This is a genomic window from Clostridium caldaquaticum (assembly GCF_023806125.1).
GTDB lineage: Bacteria > Bacillota > Clostridia > Clostridiales > Clostridiaceae > Clostridium_AT > Clostridium_AT caldaquaticum.
The window spans coordinates 59126-78711 of sequence record NZ_JAMSKT010000010.1; the positions used below are offsets into that span (position 1 = coordinate 59126).

Sequence of the window (19586 nt, forward strand, 5' to 3'; positions counted from 1 at the left end):
AATAAAGTGATAGTAATGGAAAATAAAAACTTAGTAAATGGTAATACGGTTTTGGCTCCTAAACATAAGCCTTATTATCCAGATAGGGATAAAGAGTATGAAAAGCTAAAAAAAGCAAAAGAGGAAGAAAGAAAAGCCTTAATTGAAAAAAGGCTTGAAAAAAAGAAACAAACAATGAAGCTTATAGTACTTGCTCTAGTAACAGGAATTATACTCATACTGCGTTATTCTGCAGTATACAAACTTCAAAAGAGTTTAACAAACATTAAAACTGAAATGCATAATATAACTATGGAAAATGAGAATCTAAAGGTTGAATTGATAAAAGCAAGCAATATGGAGCAGGTTGAAAAAGTTGCTAAATCAAAACTTAATATGATTACTCCCGATAAGAAAAATGTTATTTATTTAGAAACCACTAAAGATTATTTTGCAAAAGATACTAAGGAAACTGAAAAAAATGTTCAGGAGGACTTAATTGCAAAAATAAAGAATATGTTGTTTTAGTGGGGGTATATAAGTTGGCTAGAGATGAATATAGGGACAAGGTCATAATAAAAAAAAGGATGCTGATTTCATTTAGCATACTTTTTATTTTGTTTTTTTTGTTGTGTATAAGATTGTCCTATATAATGATAGTTCAATCCGAACATCTGACAAAGCTAGCTAAAGAACAATGGACAAGTGATGTAAAAATAGATGCCAAGCGAGGAAGAATACTTGATAGATATGGTCGTGAGCTTGCAGTAAGTGCTAATGTTTTTAGAGTTGATTTAGATATGAATACCTTTAGACAATATCTGGATGAGAATGGATTAACAAAGGAACAAATTGCACCTAAAATAGCGAATGCATTAAACATGGAGTCTGATGAAGTTTTAAAAATTTTAAATAAAACTCTTCCTGGAGGACTCCCAATGGCTTCAGCAAATCTTGCAAGAAGGATTGAAAAGGCTGAGGCAGATAAGGTGAGGGACTTAAATATTAGAGGGCTTTTAGTGTCTTCAGATACTAAAAGATATTATCCTAATGATAATTTTCTATCTCATGTTTTAGGTTTTGTTAGAAGTGACGGAGTAGGATTGAATGGGGTAGAACTTAGCTATGACGAAGTATTGTCTGGTATTCCAGGGAGACTAATTGCAGAAACAGATAATAAAAGTAAAGGTCAGCCCTACATAATATCAGAATTTACTAAACCTGTTGATGGAAAAGATTTAGTTTTAACTATAGATGAGATGATACAACATTTTGCAGAAAAAGCTGCAGCACAGGCTTTAAGTGATAACAAAGCTAAAGCAGTTACAATTATAGTAATGGATCCTAACAATGGCGAGATTTTAGCAATGGCTAATAAGCCTGATTTTAACCCAAATGATCCTTGGGAACAAGGTAAAACAGATGATGAATTGCAGAAGATGTGGAGAAATAGAGCAGTAAGCGATACTTTTGAACCAGGATCTATTTTTAAAGTAATAACTGCATATGCTGCAATGGAAGAAAAGTTAGTGGAAGAGGATGATCGATTTGTTTGTGGAGGAAGCAGTAGAATATTAAATAGAACAATTCATTGCTGGAAGAGGACAGGACATGGAGAGCAAAATTTTGTAGATATACTAAAAAATTCCTGTAATGTGGGATTTATGGAACTTGGGAGGAGACTTGGCAAGCAAAACTTGGTTAAATACATAAATCAATTTGGATTTGGAAAGAAAACAGGCATTGATCTTCCAGGTGAAGCAAAAGGTATAATAAGAAAAGTTGAAGACATAACAGATGTAGACGTAGCTACCATATCTTTTGGACAGAGCAATACAGTTTCAGCAATACAGTATTTAACTGCATTAAATGCAATAGCTAATGGAGGAAAGCTTATAACTCCTCATATAATGAAAGAAGTAATACATTATGATGAAGATAATAAAAAAGTTATAGACCAAAAATATGAAAAATATAATGAAAGAAGTATATTAAAGGAAGATGTTGCTAATACTTTAAGAGAATATTTAGAAAAGGTTGTTTCAGAAGGTGGAGGTAAAAATGCTTATATACCAGGTTATCATATAGCAGGAAAGACAGGAACAGCCCAGAAAGTAGATAGTGTTACCAAAACTTATGCTGCTGGAAAATATATAGCTTCTTTTGGAGGTATGGCTCCTGCAGATAAACCTATAATTTCTTTGTTTGTATCAATTGATGAGCCAGATCCGTCTAACTACTACGCAGGACAAATTGCCGCACCAGTTGCTAAGCAAATATTCAATGATATATTTAATTATCTTGGAATAGAGGCAGATGCTTCTGCTGTGGAAATTGCTGAAAGTATGAAAAAAGACGTTTTAATACCTGAGCTTAGAGGTATGAAAAAGACTGAAGCTGTGAAGATATTGAAAGAGTTAAAACTGGAATACGAAATAGATAGTAAAGGTGAATATATTGTAGATATGAATCCTAAACCTGGATATAGTGTTAAAGAAGGCAAGAAAATTGTGCTTTACACAGGAACTGGCTCAAATTATAATAAAGAAGTGGTTGTGCCTAACCTAATCGGCTATAGTAAGGAAAAAGCTTCTCAAATACTAGAAGAACTGGGACTTAAGGCAGAATTTACAGGAGAGGGCTTGGTAGCTGAGCAGAACATTGAGGAAGGTCAGAAAGTAGGTAAGGGTACTACTTTATTTTTAGAATTAGATATTGTTCCAGATTAAACAGTATATTAAGTATTTAGGCATGCGTATATTATTAAGAATTTAGATTCACTTAAGAGGACTATGGAGCAATAAAGCTTAGTGAATTTTAAATAATATTGCATGCCAATATTATGTGTTTACATAATCATCTAATTACCTATAATGGGAGTGTGTTAGCATGAGATTAAAAGATTTGTTAAAAAACTTGAATTACAGCATAGTTAGTGGTCAGGAAGATATAGATATTAATAAAGTAGAATATGATTCAAGAAAAGTACATGCTGGTGATGTGTTTTTTTGTATCAAAGGTTTTAAAGTTGATGGACATGAATTTGCTAAAAAAGCTGTTATGCAGGGAGCTGCTGCCGTAGTATGTGAGGAAGTTTTGGATAGTGTTGATTCATGTACTGTAGTTAGAGTAGAGGATTCAAGAAAGGCTTTAGCGGTTGCATCTTCTAATTTTTATGGTGAACCTTGGAAAAGTCTTAAAATGATTGGTATTACTGGTACAAATGGTAAAACTACTTCTACTTATATGATGAAGGCTATATTAGAGGAGGCAGGTTTTAAGGTTGGTTTAATTGGAACCGTAGCAAATTATATAGGTGATAAGAAAATACCATCTCATAGAACAACCCCTGAATCTTTAGAACTTCACGAGTTATTTAAAGAAATGCTTGATAACAAGGTTACCCACTGTGTGATGGAAGTTTCTTCTCATTCACTTTCATTAGATAGAGTATTTGGCATAGAGTTTTCTGAAGGTATATTTACTAATTTAACTCAAGATCATTTGGATTTTCATAAAACCTTTGAGAATTATTATGAAGCGAAACTTAAGCTGTTTAATAGCAGCAGTACTGCTATAATTAATATTGATGATGAATATGGGAAAAAGGTTTATAAGGATGTAAGCTGCAGAAAAATTTCATATGGAGTTGATGGAATTAGTGATATAATGGCAAAAAATATTTATATACATTCTAAGGGAGTAGAATTTGATATTCAATACAAAAATCAAATGGAACATATTATGCTTAATATACCTGGAAAGTACAATGTATATAATGCTTTAGGGAGTGCTGCAGCCTGCCTAAATGAAGGTGTAAGTCTTAAAGCTGTAAAAAAAGGCTTAGAAAGAGTTTTTGTACCAGGAAGGTGCGAAATAGTTACTAAAGATTATAACTTAGATTTTGAAGTTATAGTTGATTATGCACATTCTCCTGATGGATTGGAAAATATATTAAAAACTGTTAGGGAATTTACTAAAGGGAGACTTATCACTGTTTTTGGCTGTGGTGGCGATAGAGACAAAACAAAGAGGCCTATTATGGGGAGAATTGCCAGCAGTTTAAGTGACATAACAGTAATAACTTCAGATAATCCAAGAAGTGAAGATCCAGAAGCAATTATAGATGATATATTAAAAGGTGTAAAAGGTAATAATTATGTAGTTATAGAAAATAGAAGAGAGGCTATAGAAAAAGCAATTAAGATAGCGAAAAAAGATGATATTATACTTGTGGCAGGAAAAGGCCATGAAGATTATCAGGAATTCAAACATGGCATTATACGATTTGATGAGCGAGAAATCATTGCTGATATAATAAAGGAGCTGTTTTAGATGGAGAATTTAACCTTTGTAGAAATTGTTGAAGCTGTACATGGTAAAATAATCAAAGAAGGTAAGGAAGTAACTTACGAGTCAGTTAGTACTGATACAAGAACTATAAAAGAAAACAGTATATTCATAGCATTAAAGGGTGAAAAATTTAATGGCAATGATTATGCAGCGGAAGCTAGTATTAAAGGAGCCAGACTTTGTATTGTTGATGAACTTAAATGCAGTTTGGAGGACTTTTCAAATAATACCTTTGTTGTAAAAGTTCAAGATGGGAAAAAGGCTTTATTGGATTTGTCAAAATATTATAGAAGTAAGTTAAATTTAAAGGTTGTTGGAATAACAGGGTCTACTGGAAAAACCTCTACTAAGGATTTAGTTGCTGCAGTTTTAAGCTCAAAATATAAGGTTTTTAAAACAAAAGGAAATTTTAATAATGAGATAGGATTACCTCTAATGGTTTTCAATCTAGATAACAGCTATGATGTAGCAGTGCTGGAGATGGGAATGAGCAGCCTAGGTGAGATACACAGATTAGCTGAAGTTGCAAGGCCAGATATTGCTATAATTACTAATATAGGGGTGTCTCATATTGAATACTTGAAAACAAGAGAAAATATTTTAAAAGCTAAGCTTGAAATAACAGACTTTTTTAATAAAGAAAATAGCTTAATTATAAATGCAGATAATGATTTGTTAAAAAGAGTTGGCTCCAGTAATTATAAGGTTGTTAGGGTAGGCATGGAAGAAAAACACTTAGATTTAAAAGCAGTTGAAATATATCTTGGAGAAGACTGCTCAAAATTTAGAGTTAGCAGCAATTATGAGGAAACTAGCTCTGAGTTTTTTATAAATGTGCCTGGTAAGCATAATATATCAAATTCATTATTAGCCATTGCTTGTGGAAAAATTTTAGGATTAAGTTATCAAGAAATGATTGAGGGAATAAAAAATTTAGAATTTACTTCAATGAGATTAGACATTTTAAGAGGTAAAAAATTTACAATAATAGATGATTCTTATAATGCTAGTCCTGATTCTATGAAGGCTGCAATAGATGTGTTATGTAATATGAATGGAAATAAAAAAATAGCTGTACTTGGTACTATGAAGGAACTAGGAGACAAATCTTCTGAGCTTCATAGAGAGGTTGCAGAGTATGCTTCCTTTAGAAATATTGATGAACTGATTGTTGTAGGTGAATATGCAGAAGTTTTCAGCAGAGGTTTTAACAATGATAAAAAGTTTAAAGCCTTTTCTAGCAATGATGAAGCAGTTCAGTATATAAACACCATTATAAATAAAGATGATGTTGTGCTTGTAAAGGCTTCAAGATCTATGAAGTTTGAGACTATAGTAAAAGAACTAAAGATAATAAATTACTAAAGAGGGGATAGAAAAATGTATAGGATTGTTTATTCAGTTTTAATAGCGTTTTTTATATCTTTGGCACTAGGTCCTATTCTCATTCCAATACTTCACAGGTTAAAATTTGGACAAAACATAAGAGAAGAAGGACCAAAGAGTCATCAGAAAAAAGCTGGAACACCTACTATGGGAGGTATAATATTTATTGCTGCTTCTTTTATAACAATGGCTATACTTATAAAGAAGCCAAGTGATGAAGCTATGATAGCACTTTATGCTTTTATAGCCTTCGGTATTATTGGTGCTCTTGATGATGGACTAAAAATAATACATAAGAAGAATTTAGGACTTAAGTCTGGACAAAAGATGATTTTGCTTTTGATAGTTTCAGGGATACTTGGTTATTATTCAGCTATGTCTTTTAGTGATGGAACTATCATAATAGTACCATTTATACAAAAAAGTGTAAATTTGGGCAAGTGGTATGTACCCTTTATAGTTTTATACTATGCAGCTACTACTAATGCAGTAAATTTAACTGATGGGCTAGATGGTCTTGCTACATCAGTAACGCTTTTGGTTATGACATTCTTTGCACTTGTTAGTTACGGGCTTGGACATTATACTTTGGCTATATTTTGCGGAGTTATAGCTGGAGCTTTATTAGGCTTTTTAAGATATAACGCTTTTCCAGCCCAAATATTTATGGGAGATACAGGTTCTTTGGCTTTAGGAGGAGCAATTGCCACTGTTGCTATGATGTTAAAATTACCATTATTGGTTATAATAGTAGGTGGGATATACGCAATAGAAACACTTTCTGTAATACTTCAAGTAGCTTCTTTTAAATTGACCAAAAAGAGAATATTTAAAATGAGTCCTCTGCATCATCATTTTGAACTTTCAGGATGGCATGAAACTAAAATTGTTTCTATATTTTCAATAATAACTGTTATTTTATGTCTTGTTGCGTTTTTATCCTTACCAGCAATTATCTAGGAGGATATACTCTATATGAAAAAATCGAATGTGAAAATGGCACCTTTTGATTTTATTCTTTTTTCAGCTGTGATGATACTAGTTGCTATTGGAGTTGTAATGGTATTTAGTGCCAGTTCATATCAAGCCTTTTTTAAGAATAATGACAGCATGGCTTTTCTGAAAAAACAAGGATTTGCTGCTGTTATTGGTGGAATTGGCATGTTTTTCATGATAAGATATGATTATCATAAGCTTAAAAAATGGACTTTACCAACTATGCTTGTAACTATGGTTCTTTTGATAGTTGTTTATTTCTTTAAAGATGTTAATGGTGCAAGAAGATGGATACCGCTGCCGGGCTTTTCACTTCAGCCTTCAGAAATAGCAAAATACATGATTGTACTATATATGGCAAAAAGTTTAGAAGTTAAAGGAGAAAAGGTTAAAACTTTTGTTTATGGAATACTTCCGTATCTTTTGGTATCAGGATTATATGCAGCTGTAATTTTATTTGAGCCTAATTTAAGTATTGCAACTGTTATTATGTTTGTTACATTAATAATTCTTTTTGTTGCAGGGGCTAAATGGTCTCATTTTATGGCATTAATTGGAGGAGTAGGCGTTTTAGGAGTTGTAGGAATATTAATAGAACCATTCAGAATTAAAAGAGTTTTAAACTTTTTAGATCCTTGGCAGGATGCAAAAGGAACAGGTTATCAACTTATTCAATCGCTTCTGGCATTAGGTTCAGGTGGTATAACAGGAGTAACTTTAGGAAAGTCAAGACAAAAGGCTTACTATATACCAGAACCACATACAGACTTCATATTTGCTATAATAGGAGAAGAATTAGGATTAATAGGATGTACTTTAATAATAATTCTATTTTTAGTGGTAATCTGGCGAGGTATTAGAACTGCTATGAGAGCGAAGGATACTTATGGCACACTTATGGCTGTTGGAATTACTTCTGTTATTGCTGTTCAAGCAATAATAAACATTGCTGTTGTAACAGGTTCAATGCCTGTTACAGGAGTGCCTCTTCCATTTATTAGCTATGGAGGCTCTGCACTGCTTTTTAACCTTATGGCAATGGGTATACTTCTTAATATATCAAGACAATGTAATACATAAAAAGCACTGCAGTTGCAGTGTTTTTTTCATTCTAAGATGTTTAAGAAAATAAGTATAAATAGTTATATTAATTAAAATTATAATTACTCTATTTAAAATTTAATTAAAATGTGATGAATTTAATCGTGATAAGTGCTATTATATATATGTAGCTTTATATACTTAAGAATTAAGGTGTGAATACAAATTGAAAACAGCTTTACGTAATACTGAAAATGAATTTATAAATAAGAGAAGAAGAAAAAGGACTATAAGACGCAGTATAATTTTTTCATTGCTGCTTATTTCAACTTTAATTACATTATGTTTAAAACTTTCTTATTTTAATGTTTCTAATATTATAGTAAGAAACAATAATATTATAAGTAAAGATGAGATTATAGCAATTTCGAAAATAAAAGAAGGAACAAATATTTTTTATATGAATTTAAATAAAATCCGAACTAATGTGTTAAGTATTCCGTATATACTAAAGGCAGAGGTAAGCAGAAAGCTCCCCAACACTATAGTAATAACTGTTGAGGAAAGAGAAGCTGTATTTTATATAAATGCTGACAAAAAAAAATTAATTATAGATAAGCAAGGTATAGTTCTTGAAGAAAGAGAAGATATTAGCAATATGCAGCTTACAAATCTACAAGGCTTTGATTTTGAAATAGCTGAGGTAGGAAAATTAATTCCCTGTGATGATAGCAGAAAAATCAGTTTTATTAGTTTGATTACTGACTTAATTACTTCTAATTCAAGCGGCATAAAAATAACTTCAGTAGATTTAACTGATATTTTTAATATAAAAACTTACAGTGGGGACTTATGTATCAAACTAGGCGACAGTAACGATTTAAAGGACAAACTTAACTTAGCTTTAAATATAATCAACAATAATAATTTAAATGGAAAAATAGGATATATAGATGTAAGTTTTAAGGGGAATCCGGTAGTTTTTATTGAGGACTAGAACTTTAATTACAGCTATATGAGGAGGAATATATATGACAAAATACAAGTCACAAATTACTGTAGCTTTGGTTTGCTGCATATTGGGTTTTATGTTAGCTTATCAATTTAAGATATTAAATAAGCGTACAAATTCTCCTAATCTTAAAGCAGCCACTACAGATATTACTGTGGAAATTGAGCAGTATAAAAAAGAAAAAGAGGAGCTTCAGAAAAGCATAAATGATTTGCAGGCGAAATTAAAAAAATATGAAGATGCTGCAGCCAGTAGAAGTGATGAGACTAAAAATATAGTAGAAGAACTAGAAAAAACTAGACTTCTTACAGGAACAAAAGATGTAGAGGGACCCGGAATTATATTATATCTGAATCCTAAAACAAAAATATTAGGTAACGATATTCCAGGTGAACATATAACGGATAAGCATTTAATTTATATTGTAAATGAGCTTATATCAGCAGGAGCTGAGGCTATATCTATTAATGATGCCAGAATAACTCCTAGAACAGGAATAAGAACATCAGGAAATAACATTTTAATAAATGAAGAAAGAATTTCGCCTTTTGAGAGGATAACTATAAAAGCAATTGGAAACAAAGAACTTCTATATAAAACTTTAGACTTTCCAGGAGTTTTTACGGATTTTCTTCATATAAGTACGCCGGAGTATGAGAGGTATGATAAAATAGAAATAAAAAGATATAATAAAAGCTTTAAATTTGAATATGCTAAACCAATAAAGGGGTAATTGAGGTGGTATTATGATAGCAGTAATAGGTTTATTATTAGGAGTAATAGTAGGATTGTTTTGGAATGTAAATATTCCAGATAAATTTTCTCCATATATGTCTGTAGCAATACTTGCTTGTTTAGATTCTGTATTTGGAGCTTTAAGAGCAGGGTTATCAAAAAACTTTAGAGCGGATATATTTATATCTGGCTTTTTTGGAAATGCAGTTTTAGCAGCAGGACTTGCTTATTTAGGCGATAAGCTCAGCGTTCCTATATATTTAGCGGCAGTTATAGTTTTTGGAGGAAGGATATTTGACAACTTTGCAATTATAAGAAGGCTTATGCTTGAAAAAGCAAAATCAAATAATGAGGTGGTTAAATGAAGAATAATGAAGCTTCATTATTTGTATTCATTGCTTCTGTTATAATAGGTATACTTATTTCTTTAAATATAAATTTTAATAGGACTTATAATAGATTTTTTTTAAGTACTAAAGAATATCAAGATGCTTATAATGATAGAACAAAGCTTCGAAATGAAGTAAGTAATTTACAAGATGAATATGAGGAGTTGAGTAGTAAATTACTGAAATATGAGTATGGAGATAAAAATTATTATTCTGTTATTGGAGAACTGAAAGATGAGCTATATAAAAATAAAATGATAACAGGACAGCTTGATGTAGAAGGTGAAGGAATAAAATTAACTTTAAATGATGGGAGTAATGATTTTTATGACAGCTATGATGAAAGTATATTGGATAGAATAGTTCACAATTATGATATTTTTTATGTTATTAATGATTTAAGAAATGCTGGTGCAGAGGCTATATCCATCAATGGGCAAAGGGTTATTGACAGAACAGAAGTGTATTGTGATGGACCTCTTTTAAGAGTAAATGGCGTAAAGATTGCTGCTCCTTTTTATATAAATGCTATAGGAAAAAAAGAAGTATTAAAGAATTATATGCTGTCTGATGAGGGGTATTTAAATTATTTAAAAATCCGACAAATATATGTTTATTTAGAGGAAGCGGATAACATAAAAATTCAAGCATATACTAACGTTATTGATAAACAGTATATTGCAGAAGTTAAAGGTAATTAATTGTTATTTATGCCTGTTATATTTAAATATAACAGGTTAAATTTAATCTTAAAATATAATTAAATTGAAGGATTTTTGGTTTTTATGCAGAATAATAAATATTGATAGTACAATTTAACAGTTTAAAGGAGACGATAATATTGTCTATTAAAGAGAATATTAACCGTATTAAGCTTGGTCTGCCAGGAGAAGTAACACTTATAGCAGTTTCAAAAACTAAAGGTATTGACGCTATTAAAGAAGCTTATGATGCTGGGATTAGGGATTTTGGTGAAAATAAGGTTCAAGAACTAATGGCAAAAATTGAATATTTGCCTTCTGATATAAGATGGCATTTAATTGGTCATCTTCAGAGAAATAAGGTGAAATATATAGTAGATAAGGTAACACTTATTCATTCTTTAGACAGTATAAGACTATTAGAAGAAATTGAAAGGCAGTATGGAATAAAAAATTGTATAGCAAATACTTTAATACAGATTAATATAGGTGAAGAAGAGAGCAAAACAGGTGTTTCATTACAAGACTTTGAAAGTTTGGTTAGTGCTTGTGAGTTATGCAGGCATGTAAAAGTTAAAGGGTTGATGGCCATAATACCAAAGGGTGATGAGGAAAGCTGTAGAAAGTATTTTAAGAAGATGAAGGATATTTGGGACAGTTTAAAGGAAAGAAATTATAAAAATATTGAAATGAAGTATCTTTCAATGGGAATGACTGAAGACTATGAAATTGCTGTAAGCGAAGGTTCAAATATGATTAGAGTAGGAACAGGTATATTTGGTGTTAGGTAATAAAATAATAAATTTAGGGGGAATGGAAGCATGAGTGCAAAGATGATTAATAAAATGATGGGATTTTTAGGTTTAGAGGAAGATGTGGAAATTGAAACAAAAGATGAACAGGAAGAAATTATAAAGGATACAGAAAGCAAAGATGTAGAGTCTATATTTACTTCAAGTAAAAAGCAAAACTCTAATAAAGTTGTAAATATACATACTGCAGCAGCTGCAAAGGTAGTTATTATAAAGCCAAATGACTATGAGGAAGCAGCTAATATATCTGATAATTTAAGAAACAGAAAAATAGTTGTAGTTAATACTACATCTCTTGATTCCAAAATAGCTCAAAGACTTCTTGATTTTATAGGTGGTGCTTGCTATGCACTTGGTGGAGAGCTTCAGCAAGTTGAAAAAGGAGTATATATACTTTCACCTTCTAACGTAGAAGTATCTAATGACTTGAAAAATGAGCTTAGCAGCAGGGGAATACTTAGCTGGAATAAGTAAAATTGGAGGAAGATATGATTATAACTTTAAGAACGGCGTTAAATATGCTGTTTAACATCATAGAATATGCAATTTTCATAGATGTTATATTATCTTGGGTATACAGAGGAAGAGGAAATAGTTTAATTGATATTCTGCATATATTTACCGAGCCATTCATGGCACCAGCAAGAAGACTTCAAGAAAGATTTGTTCCAGGAGGAATGCTTGATTTTTCACCTATATTAGCTTACTTTATATTAAATATACTTAGATATTTTATTGTAAATAAACTGCTTGGGATGTTTTAATAAATGGACAAGAAAACTTTTTTAAATTTTATAAATACAGAAGATAAAAATTTACTGTCAAATATATATGATAAGATTAAATTGGCAGAAAAGATAACTGGACCTGTTTTTACAAATGAGTATTATGGGCCTAACATATGGAAAGCTGTTATAAATTTGAAAAGAGAATTTAATACTGGGATATATGCCTATGGAGTTTTTGAAGATTGTGAAAGAAGGATGCTTTCTTTCAGTAAGGAAGAGGTATATACCTACCCTATTAAAGTTATAAAAATAACTAATAAATCTAAATTTCAAAAATTAAAACATAAGGATTATCTTGGTGCTGTTATGGCGCTAGGTATTAAAAGAGAAAAATTTGGCGATTTAATAGTAAAGGATAATTGTTGCTATGGAGCTTTTTGTGAGGATATAGCAGAATTTATAGTGTATAATCTAAATTCTGTAGGAAAGTGCCCATGTATTGTAGAGATACTTGAAGAAGCCGATATAGAAAATATAAAAGTTAATACTGAAGATTTTCAATTAATAAGTACTTCGTTGAGACTAGATAGTATTGTCAGTGCTTTATGTAATATTTCCAGAGCTAAGTCAGTGGATGTGATAAGAAGCGGCAAGGTTTTAGTAGATTATATGGAAGTTTATGAAAAAGATAAGCTTGTTGAATTTAGCTCTACTGTAACTATAAGAGGTTACGGTAAATATAAAATTGTAGAAGAAAGTGGTTCTACTCAAAAAGGAAGATTAAAGCTTTTTATACGTAAATATATTTAAAAGAGGTGGTAAACTTGAAGATAACTGCTATGGATATAACCAATAAGGAGTTTAAAAAGGTTTTAAGAGGATATTCTCCTGATGAGGTTGAGGAATTTTTAGATAGAATTGCTGAGGATTATGAGGCTATTTATAAAGAAAATTCTTCATTAAAAGAGAGGTTTGCAGTTTTAAATGAAAAGCTGGATCATTATGTTAAGATGGAAACAACTATTCAAAATACTCTTTTGTTAGCTCAAAATGCAGCAGAGCAATCAAAGATAAATACACAAAAAGAAGCAGATTTGATTATAAAAAATGCTAATGAATCAGCACAGAAAATTTTAGATAAAGCTCATAATGATGTTATAAAAATAAATGATGATTATGAAAGATTAAAACAGGAATTTATTAAGTTTAGAGCAAAATTTAAAAACTTTATGAACACTCAGGTAGAAATGTTTAACACTTTAGAGAAAGATTTGATTAAAAATTATAATATTGGTTCTACTGTAGAAGATTCTCTAAAGGAAAAAGAAATTGATAATGAAGATGTATTTGATTTTAAAGTTAAAAATATAAATGAAGAAGAATTATATGAAGAAGATTTAAGTGAAATAAAAAGCTTTTTTGTAAAAGGAGACTAGTACTATCTCACTCTTAAGGGTGAGATTTTTATGTTTAAAGTTGACAATTAACTGTTGTTTTTGTATGCTAATAATCATGATAACAAAAGTTTTATAAGGAGTGTTAAGATGAAAATAGGCATAATTGGAGCTATGGATGAAGAAGTTGAAATACTGCTTAGAGAGATTAAGCTGCAGAAAAAGGTATTTAAGGCAAAGATGGAATTTAATCATGGAATTTTATGGGGACAAGAGGTAGTAGTAGTAAGAAGTGGCATAGGAAAAGTCAATGCAGCAGTATGTACTCAGATTCTGATAGATAATTTTAATGCAGATTGTATTATCAATGTAGGTATAGCTGGTGGAATAGGTAAAGATATATACCCTGGTGATGTTGTTGTTGCTGAAAGCTTGGTTCAACATGATATGGATACTTCTGCTTTTGGTGACAAGATTGGACAAATACCAAGACTTGATACTTTTGATTTTAAATGTGATTCTGATTTAGTAGCAAAAGCTAAAAAAGCTTGTGAATTTCTAAAGGAAGGGAACAGTTTTACTGGAATAATAGCAACTGGAGATCAATTTATAGCTCATGTGGATAAAATTAGATGGATAAATGAAGAATTTAGTGCTATCGCCTGTGAAATGGAAGGTGGAAGTATAGCTCAGGTATGCTATCTTAATAATATTCCATTTGTTGTTATAAGGTCAATTTCTGATAATGCAAATAATGGTGCACATATGGATTTTGAAAAATTTAAATACATTGCAGTTGAGAATTCCGTTAGAATATTAAAAAATATGTTGGAAAGTTTTTAATTAAATTTTCAAATATATAATTCCACTTGTAATAAAATTCTCTACTTTTGAGAAAATAAGTAGAAGATAATATTAACAATAGGATGGTGGAATTATGGATAAGAAAAAAATGGAGTACTTTAAAAAAAAGCTATTAAAAGAAATGGATAATGTATATGCTTTACTAAAGCAGATGGAAGAAAATGAAGTGTTTAATTCAAAAGTTGAATTATCAACTGAATTATCAGAGCTTTCAATATACGATAATCATCCTTCTGATATGGCGTCTGAAATTTTTGATGCTGAAAGAGGTATGGCATTAAAAGAGCATGAATTAACTATTATAAAAAAAATTGAAGATAGTTTACATAATATTGAAAATGGAAGCTATGGAAAATGCCATATGTGCGGTAGAGAAATTCCAGAGGAAAGATTAGAATTTATTCCTTACGCTGAATTTTGTGTAAATTGTCAGGACAAAGCAAATGATATGATACCAAGAGATAAAAATAATAGGCCTGTTGAAGAAGATGTATTGGGTCGGCCCTTTGGATATGGTTTTAATGATTTTGATGAAATAAACTATGAGGCTGGCTATGATGCAGAGGATAGTTATCAAGATGTGCAAAGGTTTGAATGGAGAAGAAATGTAGACCATGATTTTTTAGATGAAGACCCTGGCTATGTAGAGCCAATTGAACTTGTAAGTAATGAACAATATAAAAATCAACTTCCAGATTAATATATTTAAAAGGTGGAGATGGGGATGGAAATTTTAATTATTATTTTAGGATTGATTTTAGATAGAATAACTAAAATTTGGGCATCGAAAAGCTTAAAACCTATAGATGAAAAAGTTATAATAAAAGATATATTCAGTTTTTCCTATCTTGAAAATAGAGGAGCAGCCTTTGGAATATTTCAAAATAGGGTAATGATTTTAGCCGTTATAACTTCAATAGTTATTTTAGCTATGGTTTATTATTTAATAAAATTTAAACCATCTTCTAAAGTACTTAGAATAAGTATAGCGTTAATTATTAGCGGTGCAATAGGAAATTTAATTGATAGATTTTCTTATAAGTTCGTTGTTGATTTTATATTGCTGCATTATAAGGATGTATATTACTATCCAACATTTAACATAGCAGATATGTTGGTAGTTATAGGTACAATATTGCTTGCCATTTGTATTATAAAGGATGAAAAATAATGGAATATAAAGAGTTTATTGTAGAGAATGATTTGAATGAAATCAGATTAGATGTATATCTATCTGGCAAACTCCAAGATAAATCCAGGTCCTTTATTCAAGGTTTAATAGAAGAAGGAAAGGTATTAGTAAATAACTTGTCAAAAAAGAGCAATTACAAAGTTAAGGTAAATGATAAAGTAAAGGTAGTTATTCCAGAGCCTGTTTCCCTTGATATAGAACCTGAAAATATACCATTAGACATTATGTATGAAGATAGTGATGTAATAGTAATTAACAAGCCACAAGGAATGGTTGTACACCCAGCTCCAGGTATAAATAAAGGAACTTTGGTTAATGCGCTTATGAATCATTGTACGGACTTATCAGGTATAAATGGGGTTACAAGACCAGGAATAGTTCATAGAATTGATAAGGATACTTCTGGGGTGTTGGTAGTTGCAAAAAACGATTATGCTCATAATAAGCTATCTCAGCAATTGAAGGATCATTCTATGAGGAGAATATATATAGCATTAGTAGAAGGTGTAATTAAACGTGAGGAAGGTACTATAGATGCTCCTCTTGGAAGGCATCCGATAGAAAGAATTAAAATTGCCGTAGTTAAAGATGGTCGGAGGGCAGTTACTCATTATAAGGTGATTGAAAGATATAAAAATAATACTTTAATAGAATGCAGACTTGAGACAGGAAGAACACATCAAATAAGAGTACATATGTCACACATTGGACATCCGTTAGTAGGGGATCCTGTTTATGGTTATAAAAAGCAGAGATTTAATTTAAATGGTCAGATGCTTCATGCTAGAGTACTAGGGTTTATTCATCCTACAACTGGTGAATATCTGGAATTTACAGCTGAGATTCCAAACTATTTCGAAAAAGTTTTAAATATTTTTAGAAATGAATTAAAATAACTAGGGTTATATGAAATTAAAGGTTAAAGGATAAACTAAATTCTTTAAACCTTTAATTTTTTATTTGCTTAACTGACTTAGGGTAAACTTGATAAAATAGGATACATACTTATTATTAGGTAACAGAAATAATAAGTATATAAATTGATGTTGTTTTCTAAGGGAGGAAAAAAATGAACTATGAACTATGAACTAATCGCTACAACTACATTTGGAATAGAAGCTATTACTTCAGCTGAACTTAAGGCATTAGGCTATGAAAATTTAAAAAGTGATAATGGTAAGATAACCTTTGAAGGGGATGAAATGGATATAGCAATTTGCAACACTTGGCTTAGAACTGCAGATAGAGTTCTAATAAAGGTTGCAGAGTTTAAAGCAGAAAGTTTTGAAGAGCTGTTTCAAGGAACTTTAGCAGTTAATTGGAGCAGCATTATTCCAGAGAATGGAGTTATGCATGTAGTTGGAAAATCTATTAAATCTAAGCTGTACAGTGTACCAGATTGTCAAAGCATAGTTAAGAAAGCAGTAGTACAGTCAATGAAAAATACTTATAATAAAGAGTGGTTTGAAGAAAACGGACCTGTATATAAAATTGAAGTAGCCATATTGAAGGATATAGTAACTTTAACAATTGATACTACAGGACCAGGGCTTCATAAAAGGGGTTATAGAGAATTAGCAGGTGCTGCACCTTTAAAGGAAACTTTGGCAGCAGCGCTGGTACTTATCAGCAAGTGGGATCCTTCAAGAGTCTTGGCAGATTTATTTTGCGGTTCAGGTACAATTCCTATTGAAGCAGCTCTTATAGGTAAGAACATAGCTCCTGGTTTAAAACGAAGGTTTATTTGTGAGGATTGGCCAACAATGAATAAAGAGCTGTGGCAGCAGGTTAGGGAAGGAGCAGAAAAAAGCATAAAAGATATAGATTTTACTATTTATGCCTCTGATATTGATGGAAGAGTTTTAAAAACTGCTAGGGAAAATGCACAAAAGGCAGGAGTAATGAAGTATATATCATTTCAAAAATTACCTATGAAGGAGTTTAGTTCAAAAAAGAAATATGGAGTATTAATATCTAACCCGCCCTATGGAGAAAGATTGGGAGAAGCTGAGGAGGTTGTGCAAATTTACAACGATCTTGGAGAATTATATAGAAAATTAGATGCATGGTCTTTCTATGTACTAACTTCACATCCAGAATTTCAGAAGTATTTTAAGCAAAAGGCTGATAAAAACAGAAAGCTGTATAATGGGAGAATTCAATGCTATTATTATCAATATATACATCAGATACCAAATAGAAAATAAGGGGCTAATAATTTCAGCTCCCTTATTTTATCATATTTTCTTAAGTTTTAAATCATAAGGTGTTACATAAAGAGTTTTATTTGTGTAATATATTACCATACCTGGTTTAGCACCAGAGGGTTTTTTTACATTCTTTACTGCAGTATAATCAACTGGAACATTTGAAGAATTTTTTGCGTTGCTGTAATAAGCTGCTAAAATGGCGGCTTCTTTAAGAGTGCTTTGAGGGATATTACCATTGGACTTTATTATAACATGAGAACCTGGTATGTTTTTTGTATGAAGCCATATATCATTTCTATCAGCAAATTTTAAAGTTAAAAAGTCATTTTGTATATTATTTTTTCCTACATATATATCAATATTGTCACTGGATATAAAATGAAGAGGTTTTGAAGTCTTCACATTTTTTTTATGTTCTTTTTTAAATTTAATATAGCCTGTTTCAATAAGTTCTCTTTTAATTTCTTCTATTTCATCATAGCTTTCTGCATTTTTAATATTTGAAAGCACAGACTGTAAGTATAGAGCTTCTTGTTCTGTTGCCTCTATTTGTATAAGAGCCATTTCTTCTGTCTTTTTCAGCTTGTTATATTTCTTAAAAAATGATTGAATGTTTTCAGATGGAGTTTTATTTTCGTCAAGATTAATATATATATATTCTTCATCCTGAGAATAGTAATTTAAAACTTTTATTTTTTTATCTCCTTTTTTAATATTGTAAATATTAGCAGTTAGGAGTTCGCCATAAATCTTAAACAAATCTTTTTCTGTACATTCCTTTAAAGATTTGTTTAGTATTTCTAATTTTTTATAGCATCTGTCTAAATTATTATTAATGATTTTTTGCAAATCTGCACTTTTAGTATTTAATCTTTCAGACTTATCTTTTTCGTAATAAAAGTCTTCTAATAATGCAGAAGGAGAACTATAGGATTTTTTAGGAAGATTTTCAAACTGATGAAGCTCAATACAATAAAAATCTTTAACTGTATTTTCATCTATATAAGATATAAAATTAAATTTATTGCTTTTTAAAACTTTAAATACATTATTTATGCAATCATATGTTTTATCCAAGGAAGATAAATTAAATTCTATGTTTCTTTCCTTTAAAAGAAGCACTATAGATTTAGATAGCTGAGTACTTATTCCTGTAAATAACTTTGAAAAAATATTTGATTCAAATTTTATACTATTGCTTGTTATAAAATCACAAAAATCCTCATAGGAAAAATTAAAAGGATTTAACTTGCAAGAGTCAGGTGGAAACACATAACTTATTCCAGGATATAAGCTTCTATAGCTGTTCATATCAGGAGTTATATGTTTAATACAGTCTACAACTAAATTATTTCTTTTTCTTACTAAAGTTATATTACTGTGTCTTCCCATAATTTCTACTATTAGAGAATATATACTGTTAAACCCTAGTTCGTCTGAACTCTCAAAATCTATTATTACTATTCTGTCAGTAGTAATTTGGTTAATAGATAAAATTTTCGCTCCATTTAAATACTTTCTAAGTACCATGCAAAACATTGGAGCTTTAATAGGATTGGGTTTAGTAATATCAGTTAAATGCATTTTCGGGTAAGATGAATTTGCACTTATAAGAAGCTTAAAATTTACCCTATCACCTCTTAAGCCTAATATTATTTCGTCCTTTTCAGGCTGAGATATTTTATCTACCCTAGAGCCCACAAGTTTTTTGTTTAGTTCATCAACAAGACTATATATGTAAATTCCATCTAAAGGCATGAAAATCATCCTTTCATAGTTTTATACAATTTTAGA

Annotated in this window: 21 protein-coding genes; 20 read left to right on the top strand and 1 reads right to left on the bottom strand. The window is 30.5% G+C overall.

Going from position 1 to position 19586, the window contains the following annotated elements; translation table 11 throughout:
- Window positions 1–15: 15 nt before the first annotated feature.
- The 20 genes from M2651_RS08180 (at window position 16) to M2651_RS08275 (ending at window position 17789) form a co-directional block, all read left to right on the top strand.
- A complete protein-coding gene (locus M2651_RS08180; RefSeq protein WP_252131926.1) occupies window positions 16–507 on the top strand; it encodes a cell division protein FtsL in 492 nt (163 codons plus the stop codon).
- 14 nt (window positions 508–521) lie between these two features.
- On the top strand, window positions 522–2708 hold the full coding sequence (locus M2651_RS08185; RefSeq protein ID WP_252131856.1) for a stage V sporulation protein D: 2187 nt from the start codon (window positions 522–524) through the stop codon (window positions 2706–2708).
- Between the two features lie 160 nt (window positions 2709–2868).
- Entirely contained in the window at window positions 2869–4314 is a 1446-nt protein-coding gene (locus M2651_RS08190; RefSeq protein WP_252131857.1) for a UDP-N-acetylmuramoyl-L-alanyl-D-glutamate--2,6-diaminopimelate ligase, read from the top strand.
- A complete protein-coding gene (locus tag M2651_RS08195) occupies window positions 4315–5697 on the top strand; it encodes a UDP-N-acetylmuramoyl-tripeptide--D-alanyl-D-alanine ligase (RefSeq protein WP_252131858.1) in 1383 nt (460 codons plus the stop codon).
- A gap of 15 nt (window positions 5698–5712) precedes the next feature.
- Window positions 5713–6678: a phospho-N-acetylmuramoyl-pentapeptide-transferase gene (mraY, locus tag M2651_RS08200; protein ID WP_252131859.1), complete on the top strand. Its 966-nt coding sequence runs from the start codon at window positions 5713–5715 to the stop codon at window positions 6676–6678.
- A 15-nt stretch (window positions 6679–6693) separates the two neighbouring features.
- Window positions 6694–7794 carry a stage V sporulation protein E gene (gene spoVE, locus M2651_RS08205; protein ID WP_252131860.1) on the top strand — a complete coding sequence of 367 codons (1101 nt, stop codon included), beginning with the start codon at window positions 6694–6696 and terminating at the stop codon, window positions 7792–7794.
- A gap of 187 nt (window positions 7795–7981) precedes the next feature.
- Window positions 7982–8752, top strand: coding sequence for a cell division protein FtsQ/DivIB (locus M2651_RS08210; RefSeq protein ID WP_252131861.1), 771 nt, complete (start codon window positions 7982–7984; stop codon window positions 8750–8752).
- A gap of 34 nt (window positions 8753–8786) precedes the next feature.
- Window positions 8787–9500, top strand: coding sequence for a DUF881 domain-containing protein (locus M2651_RS08215; protein ID WP_252131862.1), 714 nt, complete (start codon window positions 8787–8789; stop codon window positions 9498–9500).
- Window positions 9501–9513: 13 nt separating this feature from the next.
- Entirely contained in the window at window positions 9514–9867 is a 354-nt protein-coding gene (locus M2651_RS08220; protein ID WP_252131863.1) for a small basic family protein, read from the top strand.
- Complete coding sequence (locus M2651_RS08225; RefSeq protein WP_252131864.1) at window positions 9864–10592, top strand: DUF881 domain-containing protein; 729 nt, start codon at window positions 9864–9866, stop codon at window positions 10590–10592. The genes M2651_RS08220 and M2651_RS08225 overlap by 4 nt, the downstream gene beginning before the upstream one ends.
- 140 nt (window positions 10593–10732) lie before the next feature.
- Window positions 10733–11383, top strand: coding sequence for a YggS family pyridoxal phosphate-dependent enzyme (locus M2651_RS08230; RefSeq protein ID WP_252131865.1), 651 nt, complete (start codon window positions 10733–10735; stop codon window positions 11381–11383).
- A gap of 30 nt (window positions 11384–11413) precedes the next feature.
- The gene (locus M2651_RS08235; protein WP_252131866.1) at window positions 11414–11878 is read left to right on the top strand and encodes a cell division protein SepF; all 465 of its coding nucleotides are present in this window, start codon (window positions 11414–11416) and stop codon (window positions 11876–11878) included.
- 14 nt (window positions 11879–11892) lie between these two features.
- The gene (locus tag M2651_RS08240; RefSeq protein ID WP_252131867.1) at window positions 11893–12168 is read left to right on the top strand and encodes a YggT family protein; all 276 of its coding nucleotides are present in this window, start codon (window positions 11893–11895) and stop codon (window positions 12166–12168) included.
- Window positions 12169–12171: 3 nt separating this feature from the next.
- Complete coding sequence (locus M2651_RS08245; protein WP_252131868.1) at window positions 12172–12942, top strand: YlmH family RNA-binding protein; 771 nt, start codon at window positions 12172–12174, stop codon at window positions 12940–12942.
- A 14-nt stretch (window positions 12943–12956) separates the two neighbouring features.
- Window positions 12957–13568, top strand: coding sequence for a DivIVA domain-containing protein (locus M2651_RS08250; RefSeq protein ID WP_252131869.1), 612 nt, complete (start codon window positions 12957–12959; stop codon window positions 13566–13568).
- A 108-nt stretch (window positions 13569–13676) separates the two neighbouring features.
- Window positions 13677–14369, top strand: coding sequence for a 5'-methylthioadenosine/adenosylhomocysteine nucleosidase (locus M2651_RS08255; protein WP_252131870.1), 693 nt, complete (start codon window positions 13677–13679; stop codon window positions 14367–14369).
- 94 nt (window positions 14370–14463) lie between these two features.
- Window positions 14464–15090, top strand: a complete 627-nt coding sequence (locus M2651_RS08260; protein WP_252131871.1) for a TraR/DksA C4-type zinc finger protein — start codon at window positions 14464–14466, stop codon at window positions 15088–15090.
- Window positions 15091–15114: 24 nt separating this feature from the next.
- Window positions 15115–15561: a signal peptidase II gene (gene lspA, locus M2651_RS08265; RefSeq protein ID WP_252131872.1), complete on the top strand. Its 447-nt coding sequence runs from the start codon at window positions 15115–15117 to the stop codon at window positions 15559–15561.
- Complete coding sequence (locus tag M2651_RS08270; RefSeq protein ID WP_252131873.1) at window positions 15561–16478, top strand: RluA family pseudouridine synthase; 918 nt, start codon at window positions 15561–15563, stop codon at window positions 16476–16478. The genes lspA and M2651_RS08270 overlap by 1 nt, the downstream gene beginning before the upstream one ends.
- A gap of 180 nt (window positions 16479–16658) precedes the next feature.
- Complete coding sequence (locus M2651_RS08275) at window positions 16659–17789, top strand: THUMP domain-containing class I SAM-dependent RNA methyltransferase (RefSeq protein ID WP_252131874.1); 1131 nt, start codon at window positions 16659–16661, stop codon at window positions 17787–17789.
- A gap of 30 nt (window positions 17790–17819) precedes the next feature.
- Here the strand turns inward: M2651_RS08275 and M2651_RS08280 are convergent, their stop codons facing one another.
- On the bottom strand, window positions 17820–19550 hold the full coding sequence (locus M2651_RS08280) for an Rqc2 family fibronectin-binding protein (protein ID WP_252131875.1): 1731 nt from the start codon (window positions 19548–19550) through the stop codon (window positions 17820–17822).
- Between the last annotated feature and the right edge of the window lie 36 nt (window positions 19551–19586).

Bases quoted from the DNA above. Each gene is read 5' to 3' on its own strand.
- M2651_RS08180 (WP_252131926.1), top strand. From the start codon at position 16: ATGGAAAATAAAAACTTAGTAAATGGTAATACGGTTTTGGCTCCTAAA.
- M2651_RS08190 (WP_252131857.1), top strand. From the start codon at position 2,869: ATGAGATTAAAAGATTTGTTAAAAAACTTGAATTACAGCATAGTTAGT.
- M2651_RS08195 (WP_252131858.1), top strand. From the start codon at position 4,315: ATGGAGAATTTAACCTTTGTAGAAATTGTTGAAGCTGTACATGGTAAA.
- mraY (WP_252131859.1), top strand. From the start codon at position 5,713: ATGTATAGGATTGTTTATTCAGTTTTAATAGCGTTTTTTATATCTTTG.
- spoVE (WP_252131860.1), top strand. From the start codon at position 6,694: ATGAAAAAATCGAATGTGAAAATGGCACCTTTTGATTTTATTCTTTTT.
- M2651_RS08215 (WP_252131862.1), top strand. From the start codon at position 8,787: ATGACAAAATACAAGTCACAAATTACTGTAGCTTTGGTTTGCTGCATA.
- M2651_RS08220 (WP_252131863.1), top strand. From the start codon at position 9,514: ATGATAGCAGTAATAGGTTTATTATTAGGAGTAATAGTAGGATTGTTT.
- M2651_RS08225 (WP_252131864.1), top strand. From the start codon at position 9,864: ATGAAGAATAATGAAGCTTCATTATTTGTATTCATTGCTTCTGTTATA.
- M2651_RS08235 (WP_252131866.1), top strand. From the start codon at position 11,414: ATGAGTGCAAAGATGATTAATAAAATGATGGGATTTTTAGGTTTAGAG.
- M2651_RS08240 (WP_252131867.1), top strand. From the start codon at position 11,893: ATGATTATAACTTTAAGAACGGCGTTAAATATGCTGTTTAACATCATA.
- M2651_RS08245 (WP_252131868.1), top strand. From the start codon at position 12,172: ATGGACAAGAAAACTTTTTTAAATTTTATAAATACAGAAGATAAAAAT.
- M2651_RS08255 (WP_252131870.1), top strand. From the start codon at position 13,677: ATGAAAATAGGCATAATTGGAGCTATGGATGAAGAAGTTGAAATACTG.
- M2651_RS08260 (WP_252131871.1), top strand. From the start codon at position 14,464: ATGGATAAGAAAAAAATGGAGTACTTTAAAAAAAAGCTATTAAAAGAA.
- lspA (WP_252131872.1), top strand. From the start codon at position 15,115: ATGGAAATTTTAATTATTATTTTAGGATTGATTTTAGATAGAATAACT.
- M2651_RS08270 (WP_252131873.1), top strand. From the start codon at position 15,561: ATGGAATATAAAGAGTTTATTGTAGAGAATGATTTGAATGAAATCAGA.
- M2651_RS08275 (WP_252131874.1), top strand. From the start codon at position 16,659: ATGAACTATGAACTAATCGCTACAACTACATTTGGAATAGAAGCTATT.
- M2651_RS08280 (WP_252131875.1), bottom strand. From the start codon at position 19,550: ATGCCTTTAGATGGAATTTACATATATAGTCTTGTTGATGAACTAAAC.